The 20,649-nt window shown below is 31.8% G+C and carries 20 protein-coding genes, 1 pseudogene and 1 other annotated feature; of the genes and pseudogenes, 9 read left to right on the plus strand and 12 right to left on the minus strand.

Going from position 1 to position 20,649, the window contains the following annotated elements:
• Nucleotides 1–14: 14 nt before the first annotated feature.
• The 4 genes from metE to LQ615_RS09855 are packed head-to-tail and all read right to left on the minus strand — an operon-like array spanning nucleotide 15 to nucleotide 6,328.
• The gene (gene metE / locus LQ615_RS09840; protein ID WP_026023621.1) at nucleotides 15–2,264 is read right to left on the minus strand and encodes a 5-methyltetrahydropteroyltriglutamate--homocysteine S-methyltransferase; all 2,250 of its coding nucleotides are present in this window, start codon (nucleotides 2,262–2,264) and stop codon (nucleotides 15–17) included.
• On the minus strand, nucleotides 2,258–4,096 hold the full coding sequence (locus tag LQ615_RS09845) for a bifunctional homocysteine S-methyltransferase/methylenetetrahydrofolate reductase (protein WP_218707036.1): 1,839 nt from the start codon (nucleotides 4,094–4,096) through the stop codon (nucleotides 2,258–2,260). Before LQ615_RS09845 ends, metE begins: the two co-directional genes overlap by 7 nt.
• Nucleotides 4,053–5,225, minus strand: a complete 1,173-nt coding sequence (metC, locus tag LQ615_RS09850) for a cystathionine beta-lyase MetC (RefSeq protein ID WP_239703883.1) — start codon at nucleotides 5,223–5,225, stop codon at nucleotides 4,053–4,055. Before metC ends, LQ615_RS09845 begins: the two co-directional genes overlap by 44 nt.
• On the minus strand, nucleotides 5,222–6,328 hold the full coding sequence (locus tag LQ615_RS09855) for a PLP-dependent transferase (protein WP_239703884.1): 1,107 nt from the start codon (nucleotides 6,326–6,328) through the stop codon (nucleotides 5,222–5,224). Before LQ615_RS09855 ends, metC begins: the two co-directional genes overlap by 4 nt.
• 72 nt (nucleotides 6,329–6,400) lie before the next feature.
• Nucleotides 6,401–6,715: a binding site (T-box leader), on the minus strand.
• 181 nt (nucleotides 6,716–6,896) lie between these two features.
• On the opposite strand from LQ615_RS09855, the gene LQ615_RS09860 reads away from it, so the two are divergent.
• The 7 genes from LQ615_RS09860 (at nucleotide 6,897) to rpsR (ending at nucleotide 11,223) form a co-directional block, all read left to right on the plus strand.
• Nucleotides 6,897–7,730 (plus strand): ParB/RepB/Spo0J family partition protein, encoded by an 834-nt coding sequence (locus LQ615_RS09860; protein ID WP_070044817.1) that lies wholly within the window; start codon nucleotides 6,897–6,899, stop codon nucleotides 7,728–7,730.
• A gap of 12 nt (nucleotides 7,731–7,742) precedes the next feature.
• Entirely contained in the window at nucleotides 7,743–8,627 is an 885-nt protein-coding gene (locus LQ615_RS09865; protein ID WP_016999200.1) for a mechanosensitive ion channel family protein, read from the plus strand.
• Nucleotides 8,628–8,650: 23 nt separating this feature from the next.
• On the plus strand, nucleotides 8,651–8,848 hold the full coding sequence (locus LQ615_RS09870) for a DUF951 domain-containing protein (RefSeq protein WP_016999201.1): 198 nt from the start codon (nucleotides 8,651–8,653) through the stop codon (nucleotides 8,846–8,848).
• Between the two features lies 1 nt (nucleotide 8,849).
• Nucleotides 8,850–9,950 carry a redox-regulated ATPase YchF gene (gene ychF, locus LQ615_RS09875; protein ID WP_016999202.1) on the plus strand — a complete coding sequence of 367 codons (1,101 nt, stop codon included), beginning with the start codon at nucleotides 8,850–8,852 and terminating at the stop codon, nucleotides 9,948–9,950.
• A gap of 118 nt (nucleotides 9,951–10,068) precedes the next feature.
• Nucleotides 10,069–10,362, plus strand: a complete 294-nt coding sequence (gene rpsF, locus LQ615_RS09880; RefSeq protein WP_016999203.1) for a 30S ribosomal protein S6 — start codon at nucleotides 10,069–10,071, stop codon at nucleotides 10,360–10,362.
• Nucleotides 10,363–10,392: 30 nt separating this feature from the next.
• On the plus strand, nucleotides 10,393–10,926 hold the full coding sequence (gene ssb, locus LQ615_RS09885) for a single-stranded DNA-binding protein (RefSeq protein WP_016999204.1): 534 nt from the start codon (nucleotides 10,393–10,395) through the stop codon (nucleotides 10,924–10,926).
• Between the two features lie 54 nt (nucleotides 10,927–10,980).
• Nucleotides 10,981–11,223, plus strand: a complete 243-nt coding sequence (gene rpsR / locus LQ615_RS09890) for a 30S ribosomal protein S18 (protein ID WP_016999205.1) — start codon at nucleotides 10,981–10,983, stop codon at nucleotides 11,221–11,223.
• A 226-nt stretch (nucleotides 11,224–11,449) separates the two neighbouring features.
• Here the strand turns inward: rpsR and LQ615_RS09895 are convergent.
• Nucleotides 11,450–12,349: pseudogene (locus tag LQ615_RS09895) on the minus strand (Abi family protein).
• Between the two features lie 251 nt (nucleotides 12,350–12,600).
• On the opposite strand from LQ615_RS09895, the gene LQ615_RS09900 reads away from it, so the two are divergent.
• Nucleotides 12,601–13,440 carry a DUF2785 domain-containing protein gene (locus tag LQ615_RS09900; protein ID WP_239703885.1) on the plus strand — a complete coding sequence of 280 codons (840 nt, stop codon included), beginning with the start codon at nucleotides 12,601–12,603 and terminating at the stop codon, nucleotides 13,438–13,440.
• Between the two features lie 20 nt (nucleotides 13,441–13,460).
• On the opposite strand, the gene LQ615_RS09905 is transcribed toward LQ615_RS09900, so the two are convergent.
• From LQ615_RS09905 to LQ615_RS09935, 7 genes are all read right to left on the minus strand, one after another.
• Nucleotides 13,461–13,841, minus strand: a complete 381-nt coding sequence (locus tag LQ615_RS09905) for a YbgA family protein (protein WP_064211272.1) — start codon at nucleotides 13,839–13,841, stop codon at nucleotides 13,461–13,463.
• Nucleotides 13,842–13,894: 53 nt separating this feature from the next.
• A complete protein-coding gene (locus LQ615_RS09910; protein WP_064211273.1) occupies nucleotides 13,895–14,368 on the minus strand; it encodes a pyrimidine dimer DNA glycosylase/endonuclease V in 474 nt (157 codons plus the stop codon).
• 211 nt (nucleotides 14,369–14,579) lie between these two features.
• Nucleotides 14,580–15,368, minus strand: coding sequence for a hypothetical protein (locus LQ615_RS09915; protein ID WP_239703886.1), 789 nt, complete (start codon nucleotides 15,366–15,368; stop codon nucleotides 14,580–14,582).
• A gap of 126 nt (nucleotides 15,369–15,494) precedes the next feature.
• Nucleotides 15,495–16,397: a type I pantothenate kinase gene (gene coaA / locus LQ615_RS09920; RefSeq protein ID WP_016999210.1), complete on the minus strand. Its 903-nt coding sequence runs from the start codon at nucleotides 16,395–16,397 to the stop codon at nucleotides 15,495–15,497.
• 80 nt (nucleotides 16,398–16,477) lie between these two features.
• Entirely contained in the window at nucleotides 16,478–16,828 is a 351-nt protein-coding gene (locus LQ615_RS09925; protein WP_214269661.1) for a hypothetical protein, read from the minus strand.
• A gap of 184 nt (nucleotides 16,829–17,012) precedes the next feature.
• On the minus strand, nucleotides 17,013–17,825 hold the full coding sequence (locus LQ615_RS09930) for an alpha/beta hydrolase (protein ID WP_239703887.1): 813 nt from the start codon (nucleotides 17,823–17,825) through the stop codon (nucleotides 17,013–17,015).
• A gap of 181 nt (nucleotides 17,826–18,006) precedes the next feature.
• A complete protein-coding gene (locus tag LQ615_RS09935; RefSeq protein ID WP_239703888.1) occupies nucleotides 18,007–18,879 on the minus strand; it encodes a hypothetical protein in 873 nt (290 codons plus the stop codon).
• A 202-nt stretch (nucleotides 18,880–19,081) separates the two neighbouring features.
• Here LQ615_RS09935 and LQ615_RS09940 point away from each other — a divergent pair, with 202 nt between their 5' ends.
• Nucleotides 19,082–20,599 (plus strand): DASS family sodium-coupled anion symporter, encoded by a 1,518-nt coding sequence (locus tag LQ615_RS09940; protein ID WP_239713571.1) that lies wholly within the window; start codon nucleotides 19,082–19,084, stop codon nucleotides 20,597–20,599.
• The last annotated feature ends 50 nt before the right edge of the window (nucleotides 20,600–20,649 follow it).

Below are 20,649 nucleotides of genomic sequence, written 5' to 3' on the forward strand. Positions count from 1 at the left end.
ACCTCTTATTTTGATTAATTTGGTTGTTTGACTGTGTTATCTTGACGTAGCTTTTCAACTGAACGAACAAGCACATTTAAAGCTTCTTTAACTTCGTCTTCTTTTCTTGTTTTTAGACCACAATCTGGGTTAACCCAGAATAATGAACGATCAATTTCTTTAAGTGCTCTATTGATAGCAACTGTAATTTCTTCTTCTGTTGGAATACGCGGGCTATGAATATCATAAACGCCTAAACCAATACCTAAATCATATGTGATGTCTTCGAAATCTTGAATTAAATCACCGTGACTTCTAGAAGTTTCTATTGAAATAACATCCGCATCTAGTGATTTAATAGCATGAATGATTTGTCCGAACTGAGAATAGCACATATGCGTATGAATTTGCGTTGAGTCTTGAACAGATGATGTTGATAATTTAAATGAATGTACTGCTTTATCTAAATAATCTTCATGATATTCTGAACGAAGCGGTAAGCCTTCTCGTAATGCTGGTTCATCGACTTGTATAATTTTAATACCTGCGTCTTCAAGTGCTAGTACTTCCTCGTTAATAGCAAGCGCGATTTGGTCTTGTACTTCACGTCTTGGAATATCAACACGCTCAAATGACCAGTTTAAAATTGTAACAGGCCCAGTAAGCATACCTTTAACTGGTTTATCCGTTAAACTTTGTGCATATAATGTTTCATCAACTGTTAATGGAGCTGTCCATTTAACATCACCGTATATGATTGGTGGTTTTACAGCACGTGATCCATAAGATTGAACCCATCCAAACTTAGTTACTAAGAAGCCATTTAACTTTTCACCAAAGAATTCAACCATATCATTACGTTCGAATTCACCATGAACAAGTACGTCTAAGCCAATATCTTCTTGAATTTCAATCCAACGTTTAATTTCATTTTCAAGGAACTCTTGATACTGTGCATCAGTAATTCTATTGTTCTTCCAGTCAGCACGATATTTTCTTACTTCCCTAGATTGTGGGAAAGAACCAATCGTAGTTGTAGGTAGGTCAGGTAAATTTAATAATTGATCTTGTAATACTTTTCTCTCTTTAAATGGTGTTGCACGCTCTGATTTAACAGCTTCATAATCATATTCTAATTGTTTGAATGATTGACCTTCAAAACGTTCAAATTGTTCTTTTAATTGGTTATATAAAGTATCATCTTGTTCATTAAATAATTGTTTTAATGCGTATAATTCATCTAATTTTTCTGTAGCGAAACTTAAACCATCGCGTATTGAATCATCTAAAGTTTCTTCTTCTAATGTAACTGGTACGTGTAATAAAGAAGATGAAGGTTGAATAACAAGTTCGTCAGTATAAGATTGTAAAGTTTCAATCAATGATTTCTTTTCTTCAATATTAGCTGACCAAACGTTTCGACCGTCTACAATTCCAGCAAATAAAGCTTTTTCTTTAGGGAATAGTCCGTCTTGGATTTGTTTTAAGTTATAACCATTATCATGAACGAAGTCTAACCCAAATCCGTATACAGGTAATTTACCAACGAAATTCAAATCAACGCGTTCAAAGTATGTTTGTAATACGATATTAGTTGAAGCAGCTTCTTTATTAAAGAAGGCATATGCTTCTTCTGTGATTTCTTGTAATTCATTAGCTTTATCTGTAACAAGAATAGGTTCATCTACTTGTATATATTCAGCACCAGCTTCTGTTAACGTTTGGAATACTTCTTTATATAAAGGTAGTAATGTTCTGACTTTCTCATCAAAAGTTTGGTTTCCGCCTTTTGAAAGTGCAACGTAAGTGATAGGTCCTAAAATAACTGGATGAGTATTTACACCTAATTCTTTTGAAAAATTAAATTTATCTAGTAATACATTACGATTTAATTGAGGTGTTACATTATCCCATTCAGGAACGATGTAGTGATAGTTAGTATTAAACCATTTAATTAAAGCACTAGCTACATGCTCTTTGTTACCTCTAGCAATATCAAATAGTAAATCATCATCTACTTCGCGACCTTGAAAACGTTCTGGAATGATATTAAATAATAATGATGTATCTAAAACATGGTCGTAAAGTGAAAAGTCACCAACAGGTATTTGATCAACATGATGATTTTGTTGGATTGTTAAAATTTCTTTGTGTAAATCTTGTAATGTTTGATCAAGTTCAGTTTTGTCTATTTTATTTGACCAATAACTTTCAATTGCCTTTTTCCATTCTCTTTTCTTACCTAGTCTTGGGAATCCTAAATTTGCTGTTTTAATTGTCATAATATTGCCTCCTTAGATTGTGTACCAGTTATGGATTTTGAATACTGTGCAAGTTCAACTGTAATATCATATTTTAAAAATGGTGTGACTAAATACAGACCATTAAAATATTGGTGAATCGTGTCGATTAATTCTTTACTTAAACTTATGCTAAGTGCTCTAGTTGCCTCTTTATCATGTTTGACTTTTTCAAAGGCATTAAGAACACCTTCAGATAATTTGATACCGGGTACTTCGTTGTGTAAAAACAGTGCGTTATTATAGTTGGTTATTGGCATCACTCCTATAAATATTGGTGCATCTAGATGTTTAGTTGCTTCGTATATTTCTTTTATTTTTTCAGGTTCATAAACAGGTTGAGTAATAAAATATTCAATGCCTGAATCTAGTTTTTTCTCTAGTCGTTTCACTGCTGGTTCTAATCTTCGAACGTTTGGATTAAATGCTCCAGCTACTGAGAAATTTGAATTCCTTCTTAGCGATGCTCCGTCTGCGTTAATACCTTGATTAAACTGTTGTATAATTTCTGCTAAACCATTTGAATTAACATCGAATACGCTTGTTGCACCTGGGAAATTCCCTACTTTAGAAGGGTCTCCTGTGATTGCTAAAATATCATTAATTCCTAAAAGCGATAGCCCCATTAAATGAGATTGTAGACCGATTAAGTTTCTATCTCGACAAGCTAAGTGTACGAGGGGTCTAATTTTATAGTTTTGTTTAATAATACTTGCTGCAGCAATGTTAGAAATTCTAACGCTAGCTAAAGAATTATCAGCAAGTGTTATCGCTTCTACTTCAGCATCTTCTAAAGCTTTAACACCTTTGAAAAACTTGTCTGTATCTAAATGCTTTGGTGTATCTAATTCAACGATAACGGTAGGTTTTTGGCTAACGAGTTCGGTAATGCTAGGTTCTTGTTTATCTTGTTTTTGATATTTCTTTGTTTCTATCGGTATTACATTTTTATGATGTACAGGCTTTAAATCTTTTACGACTTCTTTGATTTTCTTAATGTGTTCTGGCGTAGTACCACAGCAACCACCGATAAGGCGGACGCCTTGATTTACAAGTTCTTTAGCAGATTTTGAAAAGTATTCAGCGTTATTGCTATACTTAAGTTCATTTTCTTCTAAATCAAGTAAGCTTGCGTTTGGATAACATGAAAGATATGCATCTTTAGGAATATCAATATGTTTATAAGTTTGAATCATATGATAAGGTCCATGGTGACAATTCAGTCCAACAATATCTGCTCCTGCATCGAGTAAAGACTGCAAAGCATCCGGTATAGGTGTACTATTTCTTAAGAAATTCGTGTTGCTTGCTGTTAATTGAGCTATAATCGGTAAGTCATATTTTGCTCTAGTATCTTTTAATACAGCGAGTAATTCTTCTAAGTCGTAATATGTTTCAAAAAGTATGCCATCCACACCTTCATTTACTAAAGTCTCAATTTGTATTTCTGTATGGTATTGAATGGACTCAATGGATAAGTCACTTTTTCTTATGTTTCGAAAACCACCAACAGTTCCTAGTATGAATGTGTCTTCATTGCTTGCTCTTTTAGCGATGCGTACTGCTTCTTTGTGTATATCTTTGACGCGGTGCTCTAAATTATATATTTGCAATTTTTCAAAGTTAGCACCGTATGTGTTGGTTTGAATAACATCAGCTCCTGCTTCTATATAGGAGCGATGTATTTTTTCTATCTTTTTTGGATGTGTTAAGTTATAGCTTTCTGGACAAGTATCTAATCCTTCTGAATAAAGGATTGTACCCATTGCTCCGTCAGCTATTAAGATACGGTTCTTCAACGCCTCTTTCATCTTCATATATAGCCTCCTTTAATGCCCAATCGATATCTGTAATCAATTCTTTGACATCCTCTAATCCGACTGAGAGTCTGAACAAACCGTTAGTAATACCACGCTCTGCTCTAATTTCTTCTGGTATTGCAGCGTGACTCATTGTAGCAGGATGAGAAAGTATCGTTTCGACACCACCTAAACTAACTGAAACAAGTGGAATATTGAGATGATCTACAAATGACTGTGCTTTTGACTCGTCTTTAAGTCTAAATCCAATAACAGCACCACCATTTTTAGCTTGTCTTAGGTGTGTGTCATTAGTAATTGGATAATAAACAGTTTCAATCACTTCATTTGTTATTAAATATCTATATATTTGTTCAGCATTATGAACACTTTGTTTAAATCGAATTGGTAATGTTTTTAAATGCTTCGCAAGTGTCCATGAATCGTACACACTTAGACCTGATCCTGTTCCATTTTGAATGAGATAAATATCTTCTTTTAATTTAGGATCATTCACGACAACTGCTCCTGCAATCAAATCACTATGGCCGCCTAAAAACTTAGTAGCAGAGTGAACAACGATGTCAGCGCCTAATTTAAGAGGTGACTGTCCAAGTGGTGTCATAAATGTGTTATCAACTGCCAATAGTGCATCGTTACGTCGTGCTATCTGTCCAACTCCATCAATATCTGTCACTTTAAATAGTGGATTGGAAGGTGTTTCAACGTAGATGAGCTTTGTATTAGGTTGAACTGCGTTTTCAACTTGGTTTAAATCAGTCTGGTCAACTGTTGTAAATTCGATTTTAAATTTTTTAAGAATTTGTTCGGTTAGTCTAAAAGTACCGCCGTATACATCATCTGGCAAAATAACATGGTCTCCAGGTTCTAATGTGAGAAACACTGCAGTGATAGCTGCAATTCCTGAACTAAAAGCAAATCCATACTGACCGTCTTCTAATTTAGCTAATTTTTCTTCTAGCAACTTTCTATTTGGATTTCCACTTCTTGCATAATCAAATTCTTGATTTTCACCTAGTGTATGTTGGTGAAATGTTGATGAATAATATAATGGTTGGTTACTTGATAAATGTTCATGTCCGCGAGTTGAGTCTAAAATTAATGAAGTTTCTTTTGAATAGCTCATAATGACACTCCTTCTTTTTTTGATTTTTTCAGAGCTTGAAGTATGTCTTGGTAGATGTCTTCGTAATCTTCAATTCCTATTGATAGACGAAGTAAGTATTCATCAATGCCACGTTTGTCTTTTTCTTCATCAGCCATATCAACATGCGTTTGCGTATACGGGAAAGTGATGAACGTTTCTGTACCACCTAGGCTTTCAGCAAAAATACATAAATCTATATTTTGTAAAAATCGATCTACGCTATAGTCTTGTTTCAATCTGATGCTTAACATGCCTGTTCTTCCTGAATAAAGAACTTCTTCTATGCTGTTTACTGATTGAAGTGACTCAGCTAATTTTCGAGCGTTTTCTGTAGCACGGTCTAATCTTAGATGTAAGGTTTTCAAACCACGTACTAGTAAATAACTATCGAACGGTGAAAGTGTAGCGCCGATCATATTGTGAAATTGTCCGAGTAATTCACCTAAGTTATCATCTGCTACTGTTACAACACCTGCTAATACATCATTGTGTCCGCTTATATATTTAGTAGCAGAATGTAAAACGATATCTGCACCATCTTTTAATGGAGCTGATAGATACGGTGTTAAAAATGTATTATCAATGATTGTTAAAATGTTATGTTCTTGGGCTATTGCATACAATGGATCTAAATCAACCGAGAACATTAAAGGGTTTGATATTGGTTCGATAAAGAATGCTCTAGTATTTTCAGTTAAAGAAGCATTTACTTCATCAATATTTGAAAAATCAATGTATTTAAATTTAATATTGTATTGTTTCTCATAAAATTCAAAAAGTCTAAATGTGCCACCATATAAATCAAAAGAAACAAGTATTTCATCATTTGGTTTAAATAAGTTACAAATCAATTGAATGCTAGCCATACCACTTGAAGTTGCAAATGAGTATTTTCCACCTTCAAGTTTTGCAAAAGCTTCTTCAAATTGTGAGCGAGTTGGGTTTTTAGTTCTTGTATAATCAAATCCAGTAGAACAACCTAATTTTTCGTGTTGATAAGCTGTAGAAAGATAAATTGGATTTGTTGTTGCTCCCGTTCGATCTTTTGTTAATGAAATTTGAGCGAGTTGAGTAGATTTCATAATTGCCTTCCTCCCTAATTAAATATAAAAATAAAAAAAGCTTCCGTCCTTTAAACCCGAAATGATTCGGATGTAAAGGACGAAAGCTTAGCTCGCGGTACCACCTTTGTTTGTAATGACATTGCTGACATCACCTCTATAAGTACGCCATCTCTTAATAAAATATACAGTGGCAGAAAAGGAATAGTACAAAAAATTTCCAGTACGCCATCAATATAAGAGATTTTAATACTGTATCGCTATAACGGGCGATCCCGTTGACACCTCAATATCGATGTCACCACTCCAAGGCCATTTTCAATCTTTCTTTCAATATTCCCTTTCAGCAAATAGGAACTCTCTGTTAATTGCAGTGCTAAGATTTACTTTCCTTTTTATCGTGCTTTTAATTATTATTTCGTTGTTGATATATTACACATTACTATGCGCTTATTTTTTTGTCAACAACTTTTCTGAATATTTTAATTTATCCGTTAATTTTTCTTTTGTGCATAAGGTGTTTAAAATTGTTATAATTTAGTGTGCATGTTTTACGTGAAACAAATTAAAGGATAGACGCGGTGATGAAATGAAAGAAAGAAATTATGAATTAACTCAAAAAATTTCTTATAACCATAGTAGTGATCAAATTATTGAAATTCCATTAGATAAATTAAGAAGAAATCCTTATCAACCACGACAGTTTTTTGATGAAGTAGCATTACAAGATTTAACCCAATCCATTTCACAGCATGGTGTGTTACAACCTATCGTCGTCAGAGAAACGATTAAAGGGTACGATATTGTTGTAGGTGAAAGGCGTTTTCGGGCTAGTCAATTAGCCGGTAAGCAGACTGTCCCAGCAATTATTAAAGACTTAACAGATGAAGAAATGCTAGAATTAGCCATTATCGAAAATCTGCAACGAGAAAATTTAAAACCTTTAGAAGAAGCGAAAAGTTATGCGACGATGATGGAAGAATTAAACTTGAGACAACAGCAAGTTGCTGATAGATTAGGTAAGTCACGATCATACATCGCAAATGTCTTAAGGCTACTTAATCTGCCACCAAGTGTTAAAAATATGATTAATGAAGATCAGTTATCTAGTGCACATGGAAGAACGCTACTAGGTTTAGAAAAAGAACATAACATTGTTGAGGTCGCCAAAAAAGTCATCAAAGAACATATGAGTGTTAGGGCGTTGGAAGAGCATGTGAAACTCTTAAATGAAAAAGGAAAACCAAAAAGTAAAGCTCATCAAAATAAGCCGCAATTTATTATGAAACATGAGTATCAATTAAAAGAAAAATTTGGAACTAATATTGATATTCATAAAACGAAAAAGTCTGGCAAGATATCACTTGAATTCAATTCAGAATCTGAGTATAAAAGAATAATAGAATTATTGTTAGAACAGTAAAGAGGTGCAAAATTGAAAAAAATAAACAACATCATCCATAAATTAATTGATCCATTTATGAACCCTGACAATTGGCAGAAATGGATAGAACAGATATTTATTGGCTTATTTTATATTATACTCGCGTTTATAATCATTAAAATATTGCATAAATTAATAGAAAAATTCTTCACTACTAAATATGGAACGAAGCGGGTAGGGAAGTCTAACAAACGTGCAAAAACAATGGTAAACTTATTACAGAATGTAGTTTCATACGTAGTTTGGTTTATTGTTGCTACAACTATCTTAAGTAATTTAGGGATTAGAGTAGAAAGTATCATTGCCGGAGCTGGAGTAGTCGGTTTAGCAATCGGTTTTGGTGCACAAGCATTAGTAAAAGATGTCATAACAGGATTCTTTATTATATTTGAAAATCAATTTGACGTCGGAGATTATGTAAAAATTAATACGACTGGGACAACAGTAGCAGAAGGTACTGTACAATCTATTGGTATGCGATCAACAAGAATCTTATCCTTTGAAGGAGATTTAACAATCTTACCAAATGGAACTATGAACGAAATAGTAAACTTCTCAATTCACAATGGTATGGCTATTGTAGAAATACCTGTTTCTATTAAAGAAGATCTAGATAAAGTAGAACAAAAATTAGAAGTGTTTTTACCAACTATAAAAGAAAAATATGCAATTTTTGTTAATGAACCTGAAATATTAGGAGTAGAAACTGTAACAGCAGGTGAAGCTACTATAAAAATTGCAGGAGAAACAGAACCAAACGCACATGGTACAGGTGCACGTATTTTAAGAAGAGAAATAAAATCATTCTTCGATAAAGAAGGCATACAATCACCAATACCAACGATGGTTTCATATAATCCAAATAATATTCAATAAATATCTAAAATGGAGGCTGTTTCATGATAAAATCATATGACTTAAATGATATTGTAGAAATGAAAAAACAACATGCATGTGGCGTCAATAGATTTAAAATCATAAGATTGGGAGCAGACGTTAGAATTAAATGTGAAGGTTGTTCACGTAGTATAATGTTACCAAGGCAAGAATTTGATAAAAAAATCAAAAAAATATTAGAAAAAGGACAAGGTGAATAAAATGGCATTAACAGCTGGTATCGTAGGTTTACCAAACGTTGGGAAATCTACATTATTTAACGCAATAACAAAGGCGGGAGCATTAGCGGCAAACTATCCTTTCGCTACAATTGATCCAAACGTTGGTATCGTAGAGGTGCCGGATCATCGTTTACAAGAATTAACTAAATTAGTTAAACCAAAGAAAACAGTACCAACTGCTTTTGAATTTACAGATATAGCAGGTATCGTTAAAGGTGCTTCTAAAGGTGAAGGATTAGGGAATAAATTCTTATCACACATCCGTGAAGTAGATGCTGTATGTCAAGTTGTACGTGCATTTGAAGATGAAAATGTTACGCACGTTTCAGGTAAAGTAGACCCAATCGATGACATAGAAGTTATTAATATGGAATTAGTGTTAGCTGACTTAGAGTCAGTAGAAAAACGCTATGAAAGAGTCGCGAAAATGGCGAAACAAAAAGATAAAGAAGCTGTTGCCGAAGAAAAAATATTAGCAAAAATTAAAGAAACATTAGAAAATAATGAACCAGTAAGAAGCATAGAGTTTACAGCCGAAGAAAAAACTATTTTAAAACACTTAAGCTTATTAACAGCAAAACCTATGTTATATGTAGCAAACGTAGCTGAAGATGAAGTAGCAAATCCTGAAGACAATGAATATGTGAAACAAATCAAAGAATACGCAGATAATGAAGGATCAGAAGTTATTGTTATTTCAGCGAAAATAGAAGAAGAACTTGCAACATTAGATGATGAAGACCGTGAAATGTTCTTAGAAGATTTAGGTGTAGAAGAAGCAGGTCTAGATAAATTAATACGAGCTTCATATAACCTATTAGGATTAGCAACATACTTTACAGCAGGTGAACAAGAAGTAAGAGCTTGGACATTTATAGAAGGTATGACAGCCCCACAATGTGCTGGAATTATTCATACAGACTTCGAAAGAGGATTTATTAGGGCAGAAACAGTAAGTTATGATGACTTATTAAGTAATAATGGCATGGTTGGAGCTAAAGAAGCGGGCAAAGTTAGACTTGAAGGTAAAGACTATTTAATGAAAGACGGAGACGTCGTTCACTTCAGATTTAACGTGTAAAAAATGATTGTAAAAAGTAATGCTGTGTGCTATAATTCTTGATTGTGAGTAATGAAAATTATTCCTTGCTTAATACAAAAGATATTAAGCCGCATAGACCACAAGGAGGTGTAAATTGATGAGAACATATGAAGTAATGTACGTAGTACGTCCAAATATCGAAGACGAAGCTAGAAAAGCTTTAGTTGAGCGTTTCAAAGGCGTTTTATCTTCAAACGGTTCAGAAATCATCGAAGAAAAGGATTGGGGTAAACGTCGTTTAGCTTATGAAATCCAAGACTTCGCAGAAGGTTTCTACAATATCGTTAGAATTAAGGCTGAAAATGATGAAGCAATCAATGAATTTGATCGTTTATCAAAAATCACTGGCGATATCATTCGTCACATTGTCGTACGCGAAGATGAAAAATAATTTTAATTTTTAAGATATGGGGGAGATTAAATGATTAATCGTGTTGTATTAGTCGGTCGGTTAACTAAAGATCCGGAATACAGAGTAACACCCTCAGGCGTTCAAGTTGCTACTTTTACTTTAGCTATTAATCGTACTTTTACGAATCAGCAAGGTGAAAGAGAAGCTGACTTTATCAACTGTGTCGTTTTTAGACGTCCCGCAGAGAATGTAAACAATTACTTATCTAAAGGTAGTCTTGCAGGTGTTGAAGGTCGTTTACAATCTCGTAGCTACGAGAACCAAGAAGGTCGTCGTGTTTATGTAACTGAAGTTGTTTGTGATAGCGTTCAATTCCTTGAACCTAAAGGCGCAAACCAACGTCAATCAGGTAATGATAACCAATCATACAACCAGAAAAATAATAACGAATTCCAAAACTATGGACAAGACTTTGGCGGTAACCAACAAGGCCAAAAAGCACCTTCAAATCAACAACAGTCAAATAATAATCAACAATCAAGTAACCCATTTGCAAATGCTAATGGACCAATTGATATCAGTGATGATGATTTGCCGTTCTAAACAGTTGATTTAAACGTTTATATATAAACTTAACGAGAAGGGAGGAACACAATCATGGCAGGTGGACCAAGAAGAGGTGGTCGTCGTCGTAAAAAAGTTTGCTATTTCACAGCAAATGGTATTACACATATCGACTACAAAGATACAGATTTACTTAAGAAATTTATCTCAGAAAGAGGTAAAATCTTACCACGTCGTGTAACAGGTACTTCAGCGAAATACCAACGTATGCTTACAATAGCTATTAAACGTTCACGTCACATGGCTTTATTACCATACGTTAAAGAAGAACAATAATATTTAATGTATACAAAACCCTCTAGCAATCAGGCTAGAGGGTTTTTTGTGTTCGGATTTATGGAAAAAAGGGCAACGTGTGAGAAAGTTGATATTTTAAGCATAAAAAAAGAGGCAACCTCTCGGTCAACCTCTTAAAACGGAAAGAACAAAGTTCTTTCATAATAAACAAGAGATTTTAAAAAGTATCTCTTGGAGACAATTGTCTCATTCCTTATATATAATACTAATTGTTCTTGACATAATAGTCAATCATTTTGTTGAGGGATAGAAAAAAATAAGAAAGGGATGGTACATTTCTATAATGCTTATATTTTCTATTTTTACGTTATTTGAATGCTAATAATTCATTTTTTCTATTGTTTTTAATACTATCACTACAATACTTCGAATGTAATATAAATAATGAGAGTATATCTATAATTGGTAATACTTTTAGATTGATTTCTGAGAGTCCTTGTTTTTGACCAAGTTTTTTTAGTTCTCTTTCAGTTTTTAATTTATATCTTGGGATTAAATTAAGCATTAAGGGCTGGCTATGGGCACATTTATTCCTAACATTTTTAGTGAATTTAATGAACTTACCAGCTTTTCGTAATTCATCGTCATTAGTTCTAGCGGAATAAAATTCTACAAATGCAGAAAATTGTCCGAAAGGCATTAATTCTAAACATACCCATACTGGAGGATCATTGTAGTATTTTTGAAAACTAGGCATAACTGTATTATCTCTTTTTATAACAGTAGTAAAAATTTTATTTAGATCGCCTTGATGATTATTGATAAAATCTTGCATAATTTGGTAACCATCTTCTTTATCATCATTAGTTATTTTTTCAAGAATATCAGTTTTTAGAGAATGTTCAATATCTAAACACATTGGTAATAACATGTAACGTAACCTCATATCTAAAGTTGCGAGATCTGATAGTGCGGAAAATTCAAAATTATAATTTCCACTACTATCTTTAGGTATGTTTTTTCTGAATGAAGATAGTTTAAAAAAGTATGTGTTATTTTTCAATATTTCTTTAGCTTCATTCTCTTTTATTTCGTTAAATAAAATACCTAAAGATTTTAATTTTTTGATTTGTTCTTCATAGTTTAACTTTGGCTTTCTACCCATTTCAACTTCTTATCCCCTCTAATTTATTCATCATATCTTCTGCCATTTTATCCGTAATATATGGCTACTGTTGCTTTATAATCACTATGCCTTACTCTATCTCGATTGCCAATAAGGCATTTTTCTATTATTAAGATAACTCTTAGATAATATTATATCTAAAATAAGAGCGCATCCTTTATAAATATTATAATATAATGGATTTATAAAGCTATAAAATATATAATTATTTTGTCGGGTGGGGATGAGAATTGGATATAAAAGAGGTATTAAAATTATTTGAAAGTAATTTGTTACATGAGAACATTTCAGATTCAGTGCTAAGTGAATTAATGAATAATGTAGGCAACACAGATTCTGATATTCGTGAAAAGACTACTGAAATAATTTGTTTATTAATTTTAAATAATAAATTAACTGATATTCAAATAGATAAAATATTGTATATGAGCTTGAGAAATTTAAATATAAACTTGGGTAATGATGATTCTGATAGTGTATTTTTAAGAAGTTTTAGTTCTTTAATACTTGCTTCTATAGTAGAAAATGATATTAAAAGTAAAACTTTTGAACGAGATACTTACAATAAAATTTTTAATGCAGCGATTTTTTATTATGAAAAAGAGCAAGATATTAGAGGTTATATACACAATAAAGGATGGGCGCATAGTATTGCACATGGGTCGGATTTAATAGTTGCTTGTATAAAATCTGATTTTTATTTAAAGAATTATAACAGTATGGTTATGAATTTGATTAGTAATAATCTCTTCAAGTTAACAAAAGATTCTCTACCATATATTGATGATGAAGATGAGAGGCAAGTATTCATAATTGAATCATTATTAGAAACAGGGTTCTCTGATATAGATTTAAGTAACTGGATAAATGATATTCAAGTTAAATTAAATCAATTAGACTATACTGGAGTAAAATATTATAGAGCTCAAAAAAATATAACTGATATGTTTAAAACTTTATATTTCAGATTAAAGTTTAACAACCAATGTGAAAGAACACGAATGACAATTGAATCAAAACTTGAAGAAATATTTCTTAAAACTTACTTTAAAGATATTGAGAAGAAGTAGAATAATAATAAATTATAACACTATATTTCTAATTCACTAATAATAGTCGAATTTAGAATATAGTTGGTTTGGTATTTTTCGCTTAAAAATTTTATAAAATGAAGCAATTCTTTTGGTTCTATATTGCCGTTAAGAAATTGATCTTTTAATAATAAATACGTTGTTTTTTCTTCTTTATCTGAGATTTTCTTGAAGTATCCCCACATATGGTCATACGTGTTTATTATAGAACCTTTAGTTGGCGTAATCTGTTTAGCTTTATTTATTTCACTTTCTATTTCGTCTAAAGTGACAGGTGATTTTAGCATTTCTCGAATGCTTAAATAGTATTTTTGACTGTGCCACATGACTTCATATTTATGCTTAGCCCATAATAATTCACTGTTTTTATTATTTTTCATAATGATTAACCACACCTCTTTTACCTGTAATTAAATCATTCATAATAATTCTCCTAAACATTAATCAAACAGTTGCATCTTGCCGGTATCTTGTCATTTTGCCATTTATAATATAATAATTTAATATATTCTTCGTAAGCTGTGTCTCCGTATATTTTATCATTACCATAGACGTAAATAGGAGGTAAGTTTTCATCAGAAAAATGACTACGATTTTTATCAATGATTAGTGCTAAATTTGATAAATCTTGTTTAAATGACTCTGATCTTTTTCCACCTCTACGAATATGTTCTTTATTCATCTCTTTTAACAATTGGAAAGTATCTATAATATAAGGATTACCATCATTATAAACATGTTGAACAATTGGATGGTGTATATACTTTGTGTTTCCTTCAATTAGTTCCATATGAGCCAAGCATACTCTAATAATTTGATATAGCTCCAGTATCTGTTTAGATAAGCGTCTATTGTCTAGATATTTTGCACTGACTTCATGATTCGGACTTACTCTAAATATTTGCATATTAATCACCTAATCTATAAATACCATTTTGAGACTTTTATTTCGTGGTATTTTTAAACTAATACCACAAAATTATAACTATTCGATACCCTATAATAATGGGAAAGAAACTTAATAGTGAATTTCATAGCTATTACACAAAAATATATAAGACGGAAGGACCTCTTGTGAAAGTTGGTAAATATGACTTTTTAGTTGGATAAAAGTATATTTATTTTTGCCGGTAGATATATTTGTCATATTTCCCCCAATTGTATTCAAGCTCCTGTTTGCTTATGATTTTATATGGATTAAATATAGTTTGGCCGTTTTTATTTAAGTAAAAATTATTTTCAATTTGATAAGCAGCATGGACGACTGCTTGCTCAGAAAAGTAAATTACTACATCTCCTACAGTACTAGAATTATCAGTTCTTACATAGCCTAGTTGTCTAAGAGTATGTAAAAATGAATCTCCTTTTATCCATTGATTTAAAATATTTCTAGATTTAGTAATCGCATATAATACTGTTGATAAACAATTCGAGCCCTGATATAAGGGGAATGTATCAACTAAAGATTCTATATGCTCTGGTAGTTTTATATGTATTTCATCAGATTTATTGTCTTGATAATCATGAATTTTTGTATTAAAAAATTCTTTTTTAGTATCAGAATTCATTGTTTTCCATTTGAAAGATGTAATTAATTTGTTATTAATAAAAAGTGGGTTATTAATTTTTTGTTGTTCGTCTATAAGAGTGTTCTGAGTAGCATTGCTTAAGGATTCAAACCATCCAGCGTATGCTTGAATCACATATTTATACTCATATAAGTTCCATATTTCGTATAAATTATTTGTTTTAATGTTAAACAAACTACTCTCTTTGAATTTTTCTTTAGAGGTTATTAAGATTGACTCATATTTAATTGGTAATGAAGTAACGAAAAATAAATCAAAATCGTTAAAGTAATGTTCTTCCCAGTACTTAATGGTTTGTGAATTGGGATATATATACATTTGCAACCTCCGATATTAGAAATATATAAAATCAATATATATAAATAATCGTATAAAAAAACAGCATTGTTTTATTTATACGATTAAGTATTGGTTTTATTATATATAATATTTTAATTTACTTATCTAAAATTTATTAAATCTTAAGTTTTCAATTACATGATTTTCACTCTTATACAATACGAGATCTGATCTGTTTTTAGTTGGTAAAATATTTTTTATTAAGTTCACTTCGTTTATATCTTCCCAAATTTCTGTAGCAATTTTGATTGCTTCTTCTTTAGGTAAATCACGGTATCTGTAGAAATGAGAATCTGGTTTTTGGAAGGCTTCTTCTTGTAGTAATAAGAAGCGATTGAGATACCATTTTTTCATGTTATCTATTGTTGAGTCTAAATAGATTTTATAGTCGATATAGTCGCTTACAAGTTCTTCTTCGTGTGGATTCACTTGGAATATGTTTACCCCTTCGATTATAAGGATATCTGGACAATCAACGTAATGATATTGTTCTTTAAGTCTGTCATATGTGATATGTGAATATGTGTATGTTGGTATATTTGGTTCATTTTCTTTTATTTGTTTTAAGTGATCAATAAGTATTTTTGTATCATAACTTTCAGGGAATCCTTTTTTAGAAAGTAAGTCTTTATCAATCAGTTCTTGTTTGGGCATAATATACCCATCTGTTGTGATAAGGTCGACTTTCCAATCAGGATTATATTCTTGGAGTAGGTGTAAGAGTAGTCTTGAAACGGTACTTTTACCTACTGATACGCCACCTGAGACACCAATTATAAATGGTGGTGTATTATTTTTGTTGAGTAATTTTGTATTGATGTTCTGTGAGTAGTCTTTGTGAAATTTAACTTTGTTTGTCAAAAAGTTAATTAACGGCAAATATACTTCGTCTATTTCTGTAGTAGTTAAATTATCATTTAAGCTGATGATTTCATCTAAGTTTAAATGACTGACATCCATGTTTAATTTGAAATCTGTGTTACGCCATTCTTCTTTTGTGAATTTCATAATTTTTTCCTCTACTTTAAGAATTTATCGATTTTTTTACAGTACTCGTATAGGTTAACATAAAATTTACAAAAATTAACCTATTTATTTTTTAAATCTGCATATATAAAAAATTGAGCAATCTTCATTGCGTGTATATGCTTTTGTAATCGTTTGTATGTCGAGCTTTCTTTATTGTGTTTGATTTGTGCTTTAGATGATTTGTTGATAATAGATTCTATCGGTGGTAAAGCTTCTTCTAGCTGGATTTTATCGTAATACTCAGTTGATGTTATGACACCTTTAGAAGTTTTCAAAGCTTGTATTCTGTTAATTAAAAGCGAGTGTTGAGATGTATTTTCATCAAATTTACCGAGCATCTTTTCGCAATTTGTAATAGTAGCGTTTATTGTATTTAAGGCTTCAGAGATTTCGGAAGTTGAGTAAGCCATCATAGATATCCTCGCTTTCCTTTATAGTAATTATATTTAGGATAAACGACATAGAATAAAAATCAAGTTAAAAAGACATAAAAACAGGCTAGGACATAAATAAATGTCCTAGCCTGATTCTTTATATTGGCAGTAGCTAATTAGAATACAAATGCACTTATATTAAGCTTTTTCATCTCTAGTCTTACGTCATTTGATTTCCTTCAATTATTCGATTTACAAGCGTTATTGTTCCGGCTCGTTGAAGGGGAGCGTGACCTGATTTTAAATTGTTGTAGAGGATAAATTTTATATTAGCACTATCTATATCATATCTGTCCAACATATTACAAAAAGGATTAAACTGATTTTTCATATCTGATGAGCATAACCTATTTTGTACATAATAGATTTCTGGAACATAGTTTTTTTGTCTAAACAAACTAGTAATAGATAACCTAATAGCATATTTCTTCTTGATTTCTTCTGTTGAATAGTCAGGAAATATAGATGTATAAAGCTTATTTACATTGGTTTGATCATATTTATCAACATAACATTGAGGATTGTTAACAATGGCTTTAGTATCTTTATGTAACGTGGCAAGATACATGGACATAAAACCTCCTGCTGATGAACCATAATAATAGGTGTTTTCAGGTTGGATACTTAGCGTATTTGCAATCATTTGGGCAATATCACTATAATCCATTAAATAATGTCTATCTTCGCTGCCAACACCCCAACCGATTCTCAAGTTATTATTATGAACAGTTCTATCATCAATAAAAATACAACTTGCATTAAAGTCTTCGTGCCATGAATATCTCATAAAAACTGGTGGCTTACTTTTATTAGGATCGATAGCACCGTTAGAGAAAATAATTAATTGTTCGTTGTTTTCTTTTAAATTCAAATGAATATAGAAGTCGATATTGTCTTTAAGAATTTTAACAGTTTGATTATTGTTTATTATCAAGTCATTGTACTTTATGTTTTCAAAATATAATGTTTCCACTTAATGGAGCACCCCTAATCGTATTTATCTGTGTATGATTAGCTTTTAATATATCAAAGTGGAAATTTGATTTACAATAAAAGCCCATAAATTTACAAAAACTTAACATAAGTCAAAATGATTTAGTAAATTTTGGAACAAAAAACCCAGAAGATATATGTCTTCTAGGTTTTTTAAAATATTATATATTGAATAATCTTTGGAAGAAACCTTTTTTCTTTGGTTCTTCTTTTGGAGATTCTTCTGATTGATTGCTTTCTGCTGTAAGTGGTACAACTGTTTCATCGTTTGAAGTTTCAGAAGTAGTAGACTCTTCTTTGTCATCTTTAGCTTCTTCTTTAACTTCTTCTTTTTCTGAAGACTCTTTAGCAGTTTCTGTAGTTTCTGTTTTAACTTCTTCAGATTGCTCAGATTTAGTTTCTGCTGAAGCTTGCTTATTATCGTCATCTTGTTCGTTGTTTTCTTTTGATGCTTCTGCAGCAGCTACAGTTACTTTAGAAGGTGTCTCATCTATATCTTCAGTTTTAACAGATTGAGTTGTAGTCGCTTCAACTTCTTCTTTAGGAGAAGTTTCAGTTTGAGTAGTTTCTTTCTCCGCTACGTTAGTATTCTCAGTTGGCTCACTATTTTGAGTTTCTTGTGGCGCTTGTAAAGCTAAAGTTTGTTCTAATTTTTGTTGTGTAATATGTACTTGTTGTAGCATTTCGCCTAACATTTGTCTTTCTCTACGCATATGTTGTACTTCAGTTCTTAATTCATCAATTAATTGTTGAAGTTCAGGCGTTTGTTGAGTAGGTTCATCTTTCACAAGAACTTGTAAGAAATCTTTTTCTTTTTCTAAAGTTTCAAAAGCTTGATCATAACTGTTAGTTTCTTTCACTTTTTCAGCAATTTCTTGGAATAATTCAATATCTTCTTCTTGGAAATCTGTAGCTTCTCTTCCACGATATTCCGTCTTAGAAAGCTGATAACCTCTATCTTCTAAGTGCTGTACAATTTTTCTAACTTGCTTTTCGCTAAGACCAACCTTAGCTGAGAATTCTTTTGTTAACATTTCTATGCCTCATCCTTTATATAACAGTGTTTTCTATAGGTCGGGTTGTCTGCCGACAGACAACCGTCACGCTTCCCTTAATACATTACATGTATTTGTGATAAAGTTCAAGTATTAGTTAAATAATTCGTTATATCCCAATAAGAAATATGTTACTATTTAGGAAAATAGAATAATAAACAATAAATTGGAGCTGTTGTCGATGTCAAAAAATGCAGAGAAAAAAGCTTTTAAACCAATTTGGATTATCATTAGTTTTATTGTACTAATCACAATATTATTATTACCAACACCTAGCGATTTACCTATTATGGCTAAGTGCGCACTGGCAATATTAGCTTTTGCCGTCATTATGTGGGTTACAGAAGCTGTTACATATCCAGTATCAGCTGTAATGATTGTTGGTCTTATTGTATTATTAACTGGTTTTAGTCCAGTTCAAGATTTAGCTGATTCATTAGGTAATCCCGCGGTGGATGGTAAAGCTGTTGAAGGAGATGCTTTATTAGGAACGAGTAATGCTTTAAAAATGGCCTTAAGCGGATTTTCAGGATCTGCAGTTGCGCTTGTTGCTGCAGCGCTTTTTCTCGCAACAGCCATGCAAGTGACAAACTTGCATAAACGTTTAGCATTGCAAGTTCTGTCAGTTGTAAGAAATAAAACTAATAGAATTGTTATTGGAGCTATAGTTGTTTCAATAATATTGGCATTCTTTGTTCCTTCAGCTACAGCACGAGCAGGCGCAGTCGTACCTATACTATTAGGTATGATTGCAGCATTCAATACGTCTAAAAACAGTAAGCTAGCTGCTTTACTGATTATAACGGCAGTCCATTCAGTATCAATATGGAATATTGGTATAAAGACTGCAGCAGCACAGAATATAGTCGCAATCGGATTTATAAATAAATCTATGGGGCAAGATATATCATGGGGCGAATGGTTCTTATATGCAGCACCATGGTCTATTATAATGTCAGTTGTCTTATACTTTGTGATGATTACAATTATTAAACCTGAAGAAAAGGAAATCGAAGGCGGGACAGAATTAGTTAAAAAACAATTAAAAGAACTAGGTCCTATATCAGCAAGAGAATGGCGACTCATCACTATTTCCGTTTTATTACTATTATTCTGGTCTACAGAAAAATTACTGCATCCTATAGACTCATCTTCCATTACAATCATCGCTTTAGCAATAATGCTTACACCTAAAATAGGAGTATTTACTTGGGAAGATGTCGAAAAGAAAATCCCTTGGGGAACTGTTATTGTATTTGGTATAGGAATATCTTTAGGAACTGTTTTATTAGAAACAACAGCAGCACAATGGTTAAGTGATAAAACATTCGGTTTGATGGGATTAAATCATATGCCTTTAATTGCAATCATTGCTTTAATATCACTATTTAATATTCTTATACATCTAGGGTTTGCGAGTGCAACGAGTCTTTCTTCAGCACTGATTCCTGTATTTATCGCTTTAACACAAACGCTAGATTTAGGAGATCAGTCGATTGGTTTCGTATTAATCCAACAATTTGTTATTAGTTTTGGTTTCTTATTACCAGTGAGTTCACCACAAAATATGCTCGCATATGGTACAGAGACATTCACAGTAAAAGATTTTATCAAAACAGGTGTACCAATTACCGTCATCGGGTATATATTAATAGTTATAATGAGTATGACTTATTGGAAATGGATAGGAATACTTTAAAATAAAAAGCATCTCACTTAACTGATTATTTCAGTTTGAAAGTGAGATGC

The organism is Mammaliicoccus sp. C-M13 (assembly GCF_022386845.1).
GTDB classification, from domain to species: Bacteria; Bacillota; Bacilli; order Staphylococcales; family Staphylococcaceae; genus Mammaliicoccus; species Mammaliicoccus lentus.